Genomic DNA, 14635 nt, shown 5'->3' on the forward strand with positions numbered 1-14635 from the left:
ACCCGGGATCTCTCCCAGGGGTCTCTAGACTTCGATCTTTCCCAGGCGTCTGATCACGAAGAATCCGACGCCGTACAGGCCCAGCGAGATCAGGATCAGCGTCTGGCCCAGGGGCGAGCCGGTCACCCGCTCCAGCGCTCCCTCGTTCGAGGAGTTGATCAGCAACAGCGATCCCAGGCCGAGCAGCGGGACCGTGAACGCCGTCGCGTGGACCTCCGACAGCATCGTGCGGACCTCGCGCCGCGTCTCTTTCCTGTCCTCCAGGGTCTGCGTGAGGTTGCGCAGGGAGTTGACCACCGTGCCGCCCGCCTTGTTGGAGAGGACGAGGGTGGTGACGAGGACGATCAGCTCGCGGGACGGCAGGCGCTCCGCGAGTTCGCCGAGCGTGTCGTCGATGGAGCGGCCCAGCGTCAACTGGTCGGCGACGTGGGAGAGTTCCTCGCCCGCCGGTGCTTCCAGTTCCTCCGCCGCCATCGCCAGGGATGTGCGCAGGGCCAGGCCCGCCGCCGTCGCGTTGGCCAGGATGCGAGCCACGTCCGGGAGCTGGTTGATGAACGCCTCAATGCGTTTCTGGCGCTGCCAGTTGAGGAAGGCGGTCGCTCCCCATACCGCCACGACGCCGGCGATCGGGCCGAAGAAAGGGGCGAGGGTCGCGGCCGCGATCAGCCAGAGCGCGGCGACGACCGCGACGACGTACGTGAAGAACTCGCCCGCCGTCAGGTCGAGTCCCGTCGAGGACAGGCGCAGGTGGATCGATCTGCCCAGGCGGGTGCGGCGCAGCCTGCGGTCGACGGCGGCGAAGCGGCGGGTGCGGCCGGGCGGGCCGCCGTCCCCCGTGCCGGGGCCGAGTGCGAGCCGGTCGACCAGGGCCTGGCGCTGGGCGCGGCCCGAGGCGTACGTGTGGACGCCCGCGACCGCGAGCGTGCCGGTCAGGATCGTGGCGCCCAGCGCGACGAGGGCGGGGTCGTTCATCCGATGGCGTCCCTTGCGTCCAGTACGTCGATGGCCTCCGCCACGCCGAACGCCGGTGGCACCGGTTCGTTCGCGACGTACAGCTTGTCGGCGATCTCGCGCGGCAGCGGCAGGTGTTCGAAGTGGCCGTGCACGATCCGGTCGGCGCCGAGCGGGCGCGGCACGAAGCGGGTGACCGGCACGATGCGGAACTGCTGGCGGCCGCGCGAGACGAGCAGCACGATCTCGGCGACCTTGCGGGAGCCGTCGCCGTGCCTGGCGAGCTGGATGACGACGTCGACGGCCGAGTTGATCTGGTCCTTCAGGGCCTCGAAGGGGATCTGGACCTCCGACATGGAGCCGAGGGTCTGGAGGCGCATGAGGGCGTCCTCCGCCGTGTTCGCGTGGACGGTGGCGAGCGAGCCGTCGTGGCCCGTCGACATCGCCTGGAGCATGTCGAGGGTCTCGCCGCCGCGGACCTCGCCGACGATGATGCGGTCGGGGCGCATGCGGAGGCTGTTGCGGACGAGGTCGCGGATGGTGATGTGGCCCTTGCCCTCGACGTTCGGGGGGCGCGATTCGAGGCGGATCACGTGCTCCTGCTGGAGCTGGAGCTCCGCCGAGTCCTCGATGGTGATGATGCGCTCGTGGGCGGGGATCAGCCCGGAGAGGGCGTTGAGGAGCGTCGTCTTGCCGGTGCCGGTGCCGCCGCTGACGATGAGGTTGAAGCGGGCCCGCACGAACGCGGCGAGCAGCATCAGCATGTGCTCGTCGAGCGAGCCGAGGCCGATGAGCTCGGGGAGCGTGTAGGCGCGCGGGAAGCGGCGGATCGTGAGGGTGGCGCCGGTCAGCGCGAGCGGCGGGATGATCACGTTGACGCGCTCGCCGGTGGGCAGGCGGGCGTCGACCATGGGGTTCGACTCGTCCACGCGGCGGTTGACCGTCGAGACGATGCGCTCGATGGTCTGCATCAGCTGTTCGTCGGAGGCGAAGCGGAGGGGGAGCTGTTCCACCCGGCCTGCGCGCTCGACGAAGATCGAGTCGGGGCCGTTCACCATGATCTCCGTGATGGAGGTGTCGGCGAGGAGCGGTTCCAGTACGCCGAGTCCGAGGGCCTCGTCGACGACGCGGCGGATCAGCTGGGCGCGCTCGGAGGTGGAGAGGACGGGGCCCTCGCGGCTGATGATGTGGCCGAGGACGCGCTCCAGGCGGACGCGGCGGTCCGCCGCCGCGAGCGACGACATCTCGGCGAGGTCGATCTCCTCCAGGAGCTTGGAGCGGTAGACGGCGACGAGGCCGTCGTCGCGGCTCGGCTCGGTCTGGCGGGTGGGGGCCACGCGGTCGCGCAGACTCATGTCGTCCTTCGACCTCCTTGTCGTGTACGCGGGTTCAGTCGGCGTCGTCGTCGTTCGGCATCGTGGCCTCCTTGGTGACGCTCCAGTCCGTGCCGATGAAGGGGAGCAGCGTCGGGACCTGGACCTCCACGGTGGCGGTCGTGGTCGTGCCGCCCTGGCTGACGCCGATGGAGGAGGTCAGGCCCCCGTCCATGGCCGCCGCGCCCGCCGCCTCCCCCGACTCCCCCTGCGAGGCCGCGCGGGCCGCCGCTCGGGCGCCGGAGCCGGCCTGGTTGGCGGCGTAGCCGACGAGGCCGAGCTGGATCGCGGCGAGGCCGATGATCAGGAGGATCGGCAGGAATCCGGCGAACTCCAGCATCGATACGCCCCGGTCGTCCCACCTGCGCCGCCGTTTCACCCGTCCTCCCCCTCCTTCGCCGCACCCGCTTCCCCGTCCACGTGCCACCCGGCGTCGAAGCCCGGGAAGAACACGGGTACGTCCACCCGTACGTGGGCCTTGTACACCCCGCCGCCCTCGTCCCCGCAGGAGACGTCGGCGTCCTGCCAGGCGCCGGGCAGGTGCTTCTTCGCCGCGGCGGAACAGGCCGCGTCCGCGCCCTCCCCCACTGCCCGCGCCGCCGTGTAGGCCCGCGCCGCCTCGTCCGCCGCGTTCCCCGCGAGGGAGTACGTGTAGCCGTACAGCGCGCACTGCCAAAGGATCGCCATGACCGCGAGCAGCAGGGGGAACATTCCGGCGAATTCGAGCGTGACCGCGCCCCGGTCGCCGCTCGCCGCCTTTCTGCGCAGAGACAGCGCGCCCCGCTTGCCGCCGGTGGCCGACGGCTCCGGCTCGACCAGGCCGAGTTCGCCCGCGAGGCCCCACAGGGCCTGTTTCACCGAGGAGCGGCTGTCGAGGTCCTGCATGCGGCCCGCGTCGACGGCGGCCTGCAGTTCCTTGAAGCCTGCGGGCACGGTGGTGCGGGCCGTCCGGGTGCCGGTGACACGTTCGACGAGGGAGGGCTGGATGTCGGTGCCCTTGCCGTGCCGGTTGACGACGGTGACGGTCTCCTCGGCCTTGCGGATCTGGAGGCGGTCCCAGAGGCGCACCATGCGCTTGGCGGCACGGACGGCGACCACGTCGGGGGTGACGAGCAGGAGTGCCTGGTCGGCGAGTTCGACGGCGGTGGCGTTCGCGCCGGTGACGTAGGCGCCGCAGTCGACGACCACGACGTCGTAGCGGGCGCGGAGGGCGCCGATGGTCTGGCGGGCGACGCGGTCGGTGACCTCCTCGCCGCGTTCGCCGTCGGCGGGGGCGAGGAGGAGGCCGATGCCGGTCTCGTGGGTGTAGACGGCGTCCTGGAGGACGCGGGGCGTGATGTCGGAGATGGCGGCGAGGTCGGCGATCGAGCGCCGGAACTGCACGTCGAGGTAGGAGGCGACGTCCCCGGACTGGAGGTCGAGGTCGAGGAGGGCGACGGAGCGGCCGGACGCGGCGGTGGCGAGGGCGAGCTGGACGGCCGTGACGGTGGTCCCGACGCCGCCCTTTGCGCCGCTGACCGAGACGACGGTGCCGGTGCCGGGGCCGGTGCCCGCGTACAGCTCCAGGCCGCCGTTGCCGTTGCCGAGGTGGCGCCGCATGCCGGTGGACCAGGAGGCGGCGGCCTGGACGCGTTCGGCGAGGGCGTCGTAGGCGAGCGGGAGGCCGACGATGCCGCGTGCCCCGGAGTCCATGGCGGCGGTGAGGAGTCCGGGGCTGGTGTCGGCGGTGATCAGGACCACGCCGACCGCCGGGAAGCGGAGGACGAGGTCCCGGATCAGGTCGAGGGCCGGGACGGGCCCGATCCGCTCGTGCACGAGGACGACCTCGGGCAGTTCGTCGACGGACTCGGCGGCGAGCCGCGCGAGGGTGTCGATCAGTGCCGTGGAGTCGGCGACGGGCGGGGCGGGTTCACTGTCGGGCAGCTGCCCGGCAAGGGTGGACAGCGCACGGGCCGCATCGATGTCGCCGACGGCCGGGAGGATCCGAGTGGTCATCCGAGACCCCTTACTTGTCCTCGTCGAGGGTGTACGTCCGGTCGCGGGGCGGCACCGTCGCGTCGCCGCCCGCGCCCACCAGGGCGAGCCGGACGTGCGTGGCGAACGACTCGGCGTACGCGACGCGCTGCGCGTCCGCCGTGCCGAGGGCGAAGGTGATCGGGACCGCTTCCGTGGCCCTGCGGCGCGTGCGGTCGTCCTGGTCGGGTTCGAGCGGGGTGAGCTTGCCGACGTCGAGCACCTTGGCGCCCTCCACGATGACTTTGGACTGGTCCTTCGCCTTGTCGGTCTCGCCCTTGAAGGTGGCGTAGATGTTGACCTTCGAGCCCGGCGTGATCTTGCCGGCGACGCCGGTCGCCGCGTCGATCATGATGGCGATCTCCTGCTGGCCCGGGCCGAGTTCGGGGCGCCCGACGATCATGTCGGACTGCAGCAGCGAACCCTTCCGCAGCTGGGTGACGGCGATCTTGCCGCGGATCTGGCCGAGATCGGTGACCGCGTTGTCGGACAGCCACCGCTCGGGCATCTCGACCTTCTCGAACTGGTCGGCGGTCAGCTCCTTGTAGGGCGCGATGTCCCCCTTGAGCTTGTACGCGGGCACCTCGGGGCCGACCTTCGAGTTCGCGTCGCGGATCACCGAGAGGACACCGGCGAACGCGCCGACCGCGCACAGGGCCGACAGGATCAGCAGGATGACACCGCGGCGCTGGCGAGAGTTCATGGGCCGGACTACCTCGATCGATGCGGTTGGCTACGGACAGTGAGCGGGGTGGCGCACGTGCGGTCGTCGGTCGCGTACGAGGTGCGGGAGGGGCGGTCGGTCCTGGCCTAGGTCGCGCCGCGCGGCAGGGCGGTCACGCCGTGCGCGAGGGTGCGCTGCGAGGGGCGTTCGGAGGGCGGTGGCAGCGGGGCGGCACAGAACGCACAGCGGTCGCCGATGAGTTCGAGGCCGCACCAGTGGCAGTCGTCGCGGCGGACGGACGACACCAGTTGGTAGAGGACGGAGATGTCGGGGATGGCGGCGGCGAACTCGACGAGTCTGCCGGTCGCCCACCAGCGCGCGGACTCGCCGGGCAGCCGGGCCTCGGTGACCTCCTGGGCGTGCCAGGCGGGGGCGAGGGCGTCGGTCACCCAGCCGGGCGCCAGCTTGCCGGGGGCGTAGAGCAGCCGCGTGGCGAACCCCGGCCCCGGCAGGTCCGCCCCGGCGCCGCCCGACACCTTCGTCAGCTCGGGCCGCGGTGTGGCGAGGACCGCGAACTGGGCGCCGTGCAGCCAGGACTTGGCGTGCGACTGGAGGCTGACGGGCACGCGGTCGAGCTTGGCGACGGAGCCGAGCAGGGCACCGGCGTAGATGTAGTGGGACAGCAGGCGGGCGGCCGAGGCCAGGACGCCGGGGCTGAAGTCGCAGATCGACAGCTGCCGCAGCTGGAGGGCGAGGACGGCGAGCCCGAGCGGCGGCAGGTCGGAGCGGACGACGGCGATGCGGTCGCTCTCCAGGACCGAGCGGACCGCGTGCAGGCGCTGGGCGACGGACGCGGGCGCGGAGGACGGGCAGAGGGCGATCACGTATCCGTGGTGCTCGATCAGGGTGTGCATCTCGGTGAGCGCCTGATCGAGCGAGTACGTCCGCGGGGACTGCACGGCCGACTGGAGGACGGCGGCCGACGGGGTGTGCCGGTCGGGCGACGGCAGCACGAGGTCGGGTCCGGTGACGGCTATGGCGGTCGGCAACGCGTACACCCCCGGTCCTCGTGCACTCCTGCCTCAGCACCATATCCACGTCATGGTCGCCCCAACACCCAACTTCCCACTGTTCATGTGGAGGTGGGCCGTTCCGGTCGGACGACCGGGCGGGAGAAGCTGCTCCGGCTAGAAGAAGCTGCCCCAGTCCTGGTCGGTGATCTGCTTGACGCACAGCACCAGGAAGAGCAGGCCCGCGACGGTCAGCATGCCGTTGCTGAGCCAGCCGTTGCGCCACTCCCGCGGGGTGCGCGTGGAGTTGAGGAGCCAGACCAGGGTGAGCGCGAGGAACGGCATGAAGGCCGCGCCCAGGACGCCGTAGATGATGATGAGGCGGAACGGCTGCCCCTGGAAGAGCAGGATCATCGGCGGGAACGTCAGCCACAGCAGGTACGCGCGGAACGGCACGGACTTCTCGTGGCTGCCGGACGCCACCTCCTCGCCGGTCAGCGCCTGGCTGTCGGCGCCGACGCGCTGCTTGCGGTAGCGCTCCACGAAGTCCGCGAACATCAGGCTCACGCCGTGCCACACACCGATCAGCGAGGTGAACGAGGTGGCGAAGAAGCCGACCAGGAACAGCTTGGCGGTGGCGTTCCCGTACTCCTTCTCCAGGATGTCGGAGAGCTGGACGAGTCCCTTGTCGCCGCTCGCGATGGCGACGTTCGCCGAGTGCAGGAGCTCGGCGCCGACGAAGAGCATGGAGACGACGAAGATGCCGGTGGTGATGTAGGCGACGCGGTTGTCGAGCCGCATCACCTTCATCCAGCCGGTGTTGGTCCAGCCCTTGGCGTTGACCCAGTAGCCGTACGCGGCGAGGGTGATGGTGCCGCCGACGCCGCCGATCAGGCCGAGCGTGTTGAGGACGGAGTCCTTCTCGTCGGGCAGGACGGGCAGCAGGCCCGCGAAGGCGTCGCCCAGGTGCGGGGTGACGCGGATGGCGAGATAGACGGTGACGACGAACATGATGCCGACGAGCACCGTCATGACCTTCTCGAAGACGGCGTACTTGTTGAACCAGACGAAGACCAGGCCGACGAGCCCGGTGAGGATGCCCCACCACTTGAGCTCCATGACGTCGGGGAAGAGCGCCTGGAGGGGCAGCCCGGACGACGACATGGCGGCGGCGCCGTAGACGTACCCCCAGATCACGACGTAGACGACGAAGAACCACGTCGTCCAGCGGCCGAGGCTCGCCCAGCCGTCGAAGAGGGTGCGGCCGGTGGCCAGATGCCAGCGCCCCGCCGCCTCGGCGAGCGAGATCTTGACGACGCAGCCGATGACGGCGGCCCACAGCAGCGTGTAGCCGAAGTTGCTGCCCGCGATGAGGGTCGCTACGAGGTCGCCCGCGCCGACGCCGGTCGCCGCGACGACGATGCCGGGGCCGATGTACTTCCAGCTCGACTTGCGCGGCCGCGGTGCCGCGTCGCCCGTGCCGGTGGCGCTGCCTGTGGTTTCAGCCATGCGATCAAGAAAGCGCATGGACGGCCGGGGCACAAGGGGTCGTCGCGCGGCCGTGCCCTCTCCGGTTTCGCGCCGGAGGGGCGCGCGCCCCCCGCGGATTGGCCAAAGACAGCGTTGACGGGGGCATGCCACGCGCGCACGATGGGCCCGCGCGTCACCCCGCACGACGCACTCGGACGACGCACCCGCACGTCGGACCCGCACGACGCACCCGCACCGCACGTCGCACCCCGACGTGGCGCCCCGCACGTCGCACTGAACCCCCCCCACCCCTGAGGAGACTTCATGCGACTCCGCATACGCGGCAGGAGATCCGCCGCCCTGGCGGCCCTGCTCGCTCTCGCCCTCGCGGCCCCCCTCACCGCAAACGCCTCGTCGGGCGACCCAGGCCAGGCCCCGCGCAGCGCGGCGACCGCCGCCGACGAGGAAACACGCCAGTACGAGATCCCGCTGCGCGACGACCGCGCCGCGCGCACCGCGCTCGCCCGCACCGGCGTCGCCATCGACGAAGTGGACGCCCACGCGGTGGTCGTCTCGGCGGACGCCGCCGAGGCCGCAGCGCTCCGCAGGGCCGGCTACGAACTGAGGCCGCTGGCCGGGCCCCCGAAGCGGACGAACGGGAACCCGGTGGAGGCCAAGGACTTCCCGCCCGCCGACTCGCGCTACCACAACTACGCGGAGATGACCGCGGAGATCGACCAGCGCATCGCGGCCCACCCGAACCTCATGAGCAAGCGGGTCATCGGCAAGTCCTACCAGGGCCGGGACATCGTCGCCATCAAGATCAGTGACAATGTCGGCACCGACGAGGCCGAGCCCGAGGTCCTCTTCACCCACCACCAGCACGCGCGCGAGCACCTGACGGTGGAGATGGCGCTCTACCTGCTGCGCGAACTCGGCGACGACTACGCCACCGACGCCCGGGTCAAGAAGATGGTCGACGAGCGCGAGATCTGGATCGTGCCGGACGTGAACCCGGACGGCGGCGAGTACGACATCGCGACCGGCTCCTACCGCAGCTGGCGCAAGAACCGCCAGCCCAACGCCGGTTCCTCGAACGTCGGCACCGACCTGAACCGCAACTGGGCCTACCGGTGGGGCTGCTGCGGCGGCTCCTCGGGCAGCACGGGGTCCGAGACGTATCGCGGCCCGAGCGCCGAATCGGCCCCCGAGGTGAAGGTCGTCTCCAACTTCGTCCGCAGCCGCGTCGTCGGAGGCAAGCAGCAGCTCAGGGCCTCCATCGACTTCCACACGTACAGCGAACTGGTCCTCTGGCCGTACGGCTACACGTACAGCGACACGGGTCCCGGCCTCACCCAGGACGACCGTGACGCGCACGCCGCCGTCGGCCGGAAGATGGCCGCGAGCAACGGCTACACGCCACAGCAGTCCAGCGACCTCTACATCACGGACGGGTCGATCAACGACTGGCTGTGGGGCAGCCAGAAGATCTTCAGCTACACCTTCGAGATGTACCCGTCGTCCGCCGGCGGCGGCGGTTTCTACCCGCCCGACGAGGTGATCGAGCGGGAGACGTCCCGCAACCGCGACGCGGTCCTGCAACTCCTGGAGAACTCGGACTGCATGTACCGCTCGATCGGCAAGGAACAGCAGTACTGCACGGCCTGACACTTACGGCCCACCGGAGTCCCCGGAGTCCCGGAGGCTTCGGTGGGCCGGTGTCGTTGACGGGCACCGGGGCCGCCCGGTTTTTTGCGGAGTGTGGCGGTTCCGGGCCGGCAGTAAAGGGCGCTCCTGCGTCGCGTCGGCTACGCCGATTCCGCTCCGCTCCACCCTTGACTCCCGCCCCTCCACCGCACGTTGACCTTGACCCGGACGCCCAGGGGTGGGGCCGACGGGTATCCCTGGGATGGGTCATCCCCTTTCGCCGCCGGGTGCGGCCCGGCCCAACGTGCGCCGACGTCACCGTCAAGGCGCGGCCCCCGGCTTCGCCGCTCGGGCCATCAGCTCTCGCGGCCGGGTGCGGACCGGCCCAACGTGGGCGCGGGCCACGCTCGGGGCGCGGCCGCCCGGCACGGCCCGGCTGGCCGGGCCATCACCCTTCATCGCCGGGTGCGGGACGGTCCATCGCGTCCGGTCGGGCACCTACTTTGGAAAAGTTGTGAATGGAGAGACCGCGCGCCCCCCTGTCACGCCCTGCGCGCCGTCACGCAGGGCCGGCCATGGAGGGATTGTGGCGCGGTGGGCTCGGATGCTGGGGGCGCATGGGCCGATCAGGGGGGCGTGCGGCGAACGCATTCGCAACTTTCCCAAAGTAGGTCCCCGAGGGGCAGCCTCTCCCGCCCGGCCGGCAGGACGCATCGGTCGTGAAGAGGGGGCGCACGGCCTCCCCATTCGCAACTTCGCGAAAGTTGGTCCCCGAGGGGCGGCCTCTCCCGCCCGCCCAGGGCGGCGCATTAGTTGTGAAGGGGGGCGCGCAGCCTCCTCGTTCACAACTTTTCCGAAGTAGGTGCCCGGGAGGGGCGGGGCTAGGGCCTGCCCAGCGCCATGGACCGTGACGGGCACGCACGATGAGCCGGTCCGCACCCGGCTACGAAGGGTGATGACCCCGTCAGCCGGGCCGCGCGGGCGGCAGAGCCCGGACTGTAGCCCGCGCCCACGTTGGGCCGGTCCGCACCCGGCCGCGAAAGCCGATGACCCGAGCGGCGAAGCCGGAGGCCGGGAGGCCGAGGCCCGACCGTGACAGGCACGCACGATGGACCGATCCGCACCCGGCAGCGAAAGGGGATGACCCATCCCAGGGATACCCGTCGGCCCCACCCCTGGGCGTCCGGGTCAAGGTCAACGTGCGGTGGAGGGGCGGGAGTCAAGGGTGGAGCGAAGCGGAATCGGCGCAGCCGACGCGACGCCGGAGCGCCCTTTACTGCCGGCCCGGAACCGCCACACTCCGCAAAAAACCGGACGGCCCCGGCGCGCATCAACGTCACCGGCCCACCGAAGTCCCCGCCCCGCACCCCCAACTGTTTCCGGATAGGCACCGACGCCACCGGCAACGCCTACATCGCCGTCGCCGGGCAAGAGGACCACTACCTCACCGACACCCGCGAAGCCCTCCGCACCCTCATCCACGACATCAAAGCCGGCAAAGCCGACCACCTCCTCTAGCGGCCACCGCGAACAAGGGGGGCGTCCGGCAGCACTGCCGGGCGCCCCCCATCCACGTACGCGCTACACGAACAGGCTGACCAGTGCCGCCACCGCGAACCCGGCCAGTGAAAGCACCGACTCCAGCACCGTCCACGTCTTCAGCGTGTCCCGCTCGCTGATGCCGAAGTACTTCGCGACCATCCAGAAGCCCCCGTCGTTGACGTGCGAGGCGAAGATGGAGCCCGCCGAGATCGCCATGATGACCAGGGCGACGAAGGCCTGGGAGTGGTCGCCCTCGGCGAGGAGCGGGGCGACGATGCCGGCCGTCGTGACGATCGCGACCGTCGCCGAGCCCTGGGCGACGCGCAGCACCAAGGAGAGCAGGTAGGCGAGGACGATGATGGGCAGGCCCACGTCCTGGAACGTGTCCGAGAGGGCCTTGGCGACGCCGCTGGCCTTCAGGACGGCGCCGAAGATCCCGCCGGCACCGACCACGAGCAGGATGTTGCCGACCGGCTTGAGGGACGCGGTCGACACCGTTTCGAGGGACTTGCGGGACCAGCCGCGCCGGATGCCCAGCAGGTAGTACGCCATCAGGAGCGCGATCGTCAGGGCCACGAACGGGCTGCCGAAGAACTCGATGACCGAGCGGAACGTCGAGGGGTCGAAGGCGATGGAGGAGAACGTGGCGAGGAGGATCAGGAGCAGCGGCGTGCCGATGATCGCGAAGACCATGCCCAGCGGCACCGGCTTCTCGCGCGGCTCCACCCCGGCGGCGCGCTGCTCGGCGACGACCGCCGCCTTCGCCTCCTCGGCGGCCTCGACCATGTCCTGCGGGACGGGCACGAAGATGCGCTTGCCGACCCACGCGGAGAACACCCAGGCGGCGAGCACCGCGGGAATGCCGCAGACGATGCCCATGAGGATGACCCAGCCGAGGTCCACCTTCAGCAGACCGGCGGCGGCCACGGGGCCGGGGTGCGGGGGCAGGAACGCGTGGGTCATGGAGAGACCCGCGAGCAGGGGGAGGCAGTAGAGGAGGATCGACTTGCCGCTGCGCTTGGCGGCGGCGTAGACGATCGGCGCGAGGACGAAGATGCCGACGTCGAAGAAGACGGGGACGCCGAAGATCAGACCCGTCAGGCCCATGGCAAGCGGGGCGCGCTTCTCGCCGAAGAGGCCGAGCAGGCGGGAGGCCAGCACCTCGGCGCCGCCGGAGACCTCGAGGATCGCGCCGAGCATCGTGCCGAGGCCGATGATGATCGCCACGTGGCCGAGGATGCCGCCCATGCCCGACTCGATGACCGAGACGGCGTCGGACTTCTGGACGGTGCCGAAGAGTTCGGTGACGGAGAGGCCGGCCGCGAGGCCGACGGCTATGGAGACCGCGAGGAGCGCCACGAAGGGCTGCAGCCTGACCTTGATGATCAGGAAGAGCAGCAGCAGGATGCCGAGCGCGGCGACGGTCAGCAGGCCTGCGGTGCCGTCGATCAGGGCGAGGAGACCGCCGGTGTGAGGTGGTGCCTCGACGGCGGGGGCGGCCGCGAGCACGGCGGTGTGGGACGGGGACATCGTTGACCTCGTAAGTGCATGGGGCTTTCGGAGCAGGGGGGATCGCGGCACGGCGCCTCGTGCGGGTGAGGCGCCGTGCCGTGACGACGTACGGCTTGCGGGGTGGTGATGTGGGTCAGCTCAGGACGGCGAGGGCGTCGATCTCGATGAGCAGGCCCTTGGGCAGGCCCACGTAGACGGTGGTGCGCGCGGAGGCGGGGGCCTTCAGGCCCTGCTCCTCGAAGTACGCGTTGTAGATCTCGTTCATCTCCGCGAAGTGGTCCACGTCCGTGAGGTAGACGCGCATCATCATCACGTCGTCCCAGGTGGCGCCGCCCTCTTCGAGGATCGCCTTGACGTTGGCGAACGTCTGGAGGGTCTGCTCGCGCAGGGTCGGGCCCGCGGGGGTGGGGGCCTTGCCCTCCTCGGCGGGCAGGAAGCCGACCTGCCCGGCGACCTGGAGGATGTTGCCCTTCTTCACGCCGTGGGAGAACTTCGCGGGCGGGGTGGTGTGGGTGGCCGGGGTGAGTGCGGTCTTCTCGGTCATTCGCTGATCAGGCTTCCTTGAGAGGGACGGTTTTCGCATCGGGCGCGGCGCCGGAGTACTCCCGGCTGATGGCATCCGCCGTGCGGCGCACCAGCGGGAGGAGGGTGAGGAGTTCCTCGGCCGTGACGACGACGTTCGGCGCGGAGACCGACATGGCGGCGACGACACGCCCGTCCGCGCCGCGGATGGGGGCCCCGATGCAGTTGATGGACTCCTCGTGGCCACCGAGGTCGGTGGCCCAGCCCTGTTCGCGCACCTTGTCCAGCTCCCGGAGGAAGGCAGCGGCGTTGGGTGTCGAACGGGACGTGTAGGTGGGGTAGTCGAGCTTCTCCGCGATCGCGCGGCGCTCGGCTTCCGGGAAGTCGGAGAGCAGCAGCTTCGCCACGGCGGCGACGGTGATGGCCACCGGCTTGCCGATGCGGGAGTACATCCGCACCGGATAGCGGCTCTCGACCTTGTCGATGTAGAGGACCTCCCCGTCCTCGTAGACGGCGAGGTGGACCGTGTGGCCGCACTTCTCGTTGAGGGCGAGGAGGTGGGGGTGGGCGATCTCGCGCACGTCGAGGTTCTCGACGGCTTCCTGGGCGAGCGCGAAGAGGCGTGCGCCGAGGCGGTAACGCTGGTCGGTCTGGCGGAAGACGAGACCGTGTTCGTGGAGGGTGCGCAGGAGCCGGAGCGCCGTGGACTTGTGGACGCCGAGCCGGTCGGCGACCTGGCCCAGGTCGGCGGGGCCCTCGGCGAGCAGCGGCAGGATCGAGAGCGCGCGGTCGACGGTCTGGCTCATGGGTTACGTACCTCCTCGTCGGCCTCGGTGTCCTCCGGGGCGTGAGCCGTCCAGCCGGGGCCGAGACGAAGTGTCTCCCAGGCGGCGTCATCCAGGGCGGCGAGGCGGTCGGCGTGTGCGCGGGCGGGTGGAGGGGCGAGGTCACCGGGGACGGTGAGGGCGGCGGCGGCCATCAGATGGCCGTGGCGCAGGCGGTGCGCGGGGGGCAGCCCGCGCAGGGTGGCGGAGAGGAAGCCGGCGGCGAAGGCGTCACCGGCGCCGACGGGTGCGACGACGTCCACGCGCAGGGCGGCCTGGAAGACGGGGTCCTCGCCGTGCCGGAAGACGGTGGCGCCGCGGCTGCCCTGCTTGACGACGAGGGTGGCGGGCTCGGGCAGGGCGGCGCGGATCGCGTCCGGGCCCCCGGTCACGCCCCAGGCCGTCGCGGCCTCGTCCTCGCCGACGAAGACGAGGTCGGCGCCGCGTGCGAGGTCGAGCAGGACCTCGGGTCCTTCCGGGGCGCCCTTCCACAGTCCCGGGCGGTGGTTGACGTCGAAGGAGACGAGCGGGCCGCGGTCGGCGCGCCGGGCGCAGAGGTGGCGTACGAGATCCAGGCAGTCGGCGGAGAGCGCGGGCGTGATGCCTGACAGGTGCAGGATGCGGGCGGCGGTGAGGGCGTCCTCGTCGACGGAGCCGGGTGACATGGCGGAGGCGGCGGAGCCCGCGCGGTAGTAGACGACCTCGTGGGTGTCGGTGTCGCGGTCGTCGGCGGTGCGGAAGTAGATGCCGGTGGGGCGGTGCGGGTCGCGGCCCACGGCGGAGGTGTCCACTCCATAGCGGGCGATCGTCTCGACGAGGTGGTCGCCGAAGCCGTCGGTGCCGACCCGGCTGACCCAGCGGGCGGTGTGCCCGGCGGCGGCGAGCGCGCACACGACGTTGGACTCGGCGCCGCCGATCCCGCGGTCGAAGGAGGGCACGTCGGCGAGGCGTCCCGGCCGTGCGGGCAGGAAGGTGACCATGGACTCGCCGAGCGCCACGACGTCCACCGCCCCGCGCTCGGTCGTCTCCACGGCGGGCCGTGCGGCTGCCTGTGCGGTCACGATCTTCCAGCCCCTCAACCGACTCTCCGGATCCGTTGACCCGGCG

Annotated in this window: 13 protein-coding genes; 2 read left to right on the forward strand and 11 right to left on the reverse strand. The window is 71.2% G+C overall.

Annotated features, from left to right (window positions below):
• Positions 1–24: 24 nt before the first annotated feature.
• The 7 genes from ACZ7LU_RS14385 to ACZ7LU_RS14415 all read right to left on the reverse strand — a co-directional run bounded on the left by ACZ7LU_RS14385 (position 25) and on the right by ACZ7LU_RS14415 (position 7520).
• Positions 25–972, reverse strand: coding sequence for a type II secretion system F family protein (locus ACZ7LU_RS14385; RefSeq protein ID WP_398300697.1), 948 nt, complete (start codon positions 970–972; stop codon positions 25–27).
• Positions 969–2306, reverse strand: coding sequence for a CpaF family protein (locus tag ACZ7LU_RS14390; RefSeq protein ID WP_398301425.1), 1338 nt, complete (start codon positions 2304–2306; stop codon positions 969–971). The genes ACZ7LU_RS14385 and ACZ7LU_RS14390 overlap by 4 nt, the downstream gene beginning before the upstream one ends.
• Positions 2307–2340: 34 nt before the next feature.
• Positions 2341–2664 (reverse strand): TadE/TadG family type IV pilus assembly protein, encoded by a 324-nt coding sequence (locus ACZ7LU_RS14395; RefSeq protein WP_468088284.1) that lies wholly within the window; start codon positions 2662–2664, stop codon positions 2341–2343.
• 35 nt (positions 2665–2699) lie between these two features.
• The gene (locus tag ACZ7LU_RS14400) at positions 2700–4319 is read right to left on the reverse strand and encodes an AAA family ATPase (RefSeq protein ID WP_471916825.1); all 1620 of its coding nucleotides are present in this window, start codon (positions 4317–4319) and stop codon (positions 2700–2702) included.
• 10 nt (positions 4320–4329) lie between these two features.
• Positions 4330–5040 (reverse strand): Flp pilus assembly protein CpaB, encoded by a 711-nt coding sequence (cpaB, locus tag ACZ7LU_RS14405; RefSeq protein WP_471916826.1) that lies wholly within the window; start codon positions 5038–5040, stop codon positions 4330–4332.
• A gap of 107 nt (positions 5041–5147) precedes the next feature.
• Entirely contained in the window at positions 5148–6059 is a 912-nt protein-coding gene (locus ACZ7LU_RS14410; protein WP_471916827.1) for a hypothetical protein, read from the reverse strand.
• 129 nt (positions 6060–6188) lie between these two features.
• Positions 6189–7520, reverse strand: coding sequence for an Nramp family divalent metal transporter (locus ACZ7LU_RS14415; RefSeq protein ID WP_398300689.1), 1332 nt, complete (start codon positions 7518–7520; stop codon positions 6189–6191).
• 285 nt (positions 7521–7805) lie between these two features.
• Here ACZ7LU_RS14415 and ACZ7LU_RS14420 point away from each other — a divergent pair, with 285 nt between their 5' ends.
• Positions 7806–9149 carry a M14 family metallopeptidase gene (locus tag ACZ7LU_RS14420; protein WP_470985527.1) on the forward strand — a complete coding sequence of 448 codons (1344 nt, stop codon included), beginning with the start codon at positions 7806–7808 and terminating at the stop codon, positions 9147–9149.
• Between the two features lie 1308 nt (positions 9150–10457).
• Entirely contained in the window at positions 10458–10646 is a 189-nt protein-coding gene (locus tag ACZ7LU_RS14425) for a hypothetical protein (RefSeq protein ID WP_471152407.1), read from the forward strand.
• Between the two features lie 63 nt (positions 10647–10709).
• Here the strand turns inward: ACZ7LU_RS14425 and ACZ7LU_RS14430 are convergent, their stop codons facing one another.
• The 4 genes from ACZ7LU_RS14430 to ACZ7LU_RS14445 form a co-directional block, all read right to left on the reverse strand.
• The gene (locus ACZ7LU_RS14430; protein ID WP_468718649.1) at positions 10710–12200 is read right to left on the reverse strand and encodes a GntP family permease; all 1491 of its coding nucleotides are present in this window, start codon (positions 12198–12200) and stop codon (positions 10710–10712) included.
• 115 nt (positions 12201–12315) lie between these two features.
• Positions 12316–12726, reverse strand: coding sequence for a RidA family protein (locus tag ACZ7LU_RS14435; RefSeq protein WP_361055398.1), 411 nt, complete (start codon positions 12724–12726; stop codon positions 12316–12318).
• Between the two features lie 7 nt (positions 12727–12733).
• Positions 12734–13510, reverse strand: coding sequence for an IclR family transcriptional regulator (locus tag ACZ7LU_RS14440; protein ID WP_362996219.1), 777 nt, complete (start codon positions 13508–13510; stop codon positions 12734–12736).
• Positions 13507–14589: a sugar kinase gene (locus ACZ7LU_RS14445; protein ID WP_468718648.1), complete on the reverse strand. Its 1083-nt coding sequence runs from the start codon at positions 14587–14589 to the stop codon at positions 13507–13509. The genes ACZ7LU_RS14440 and ACZ7LU_RS14445 overlap by 4 nt, the downstream gene beginning before the upstream one ends.
• Positions 14590–14635 lie beyond the last annotated feature (46 nt).

It is taken from the genome of Streptomyces sp. NPDC039462, from assembly GCF_055639375.1.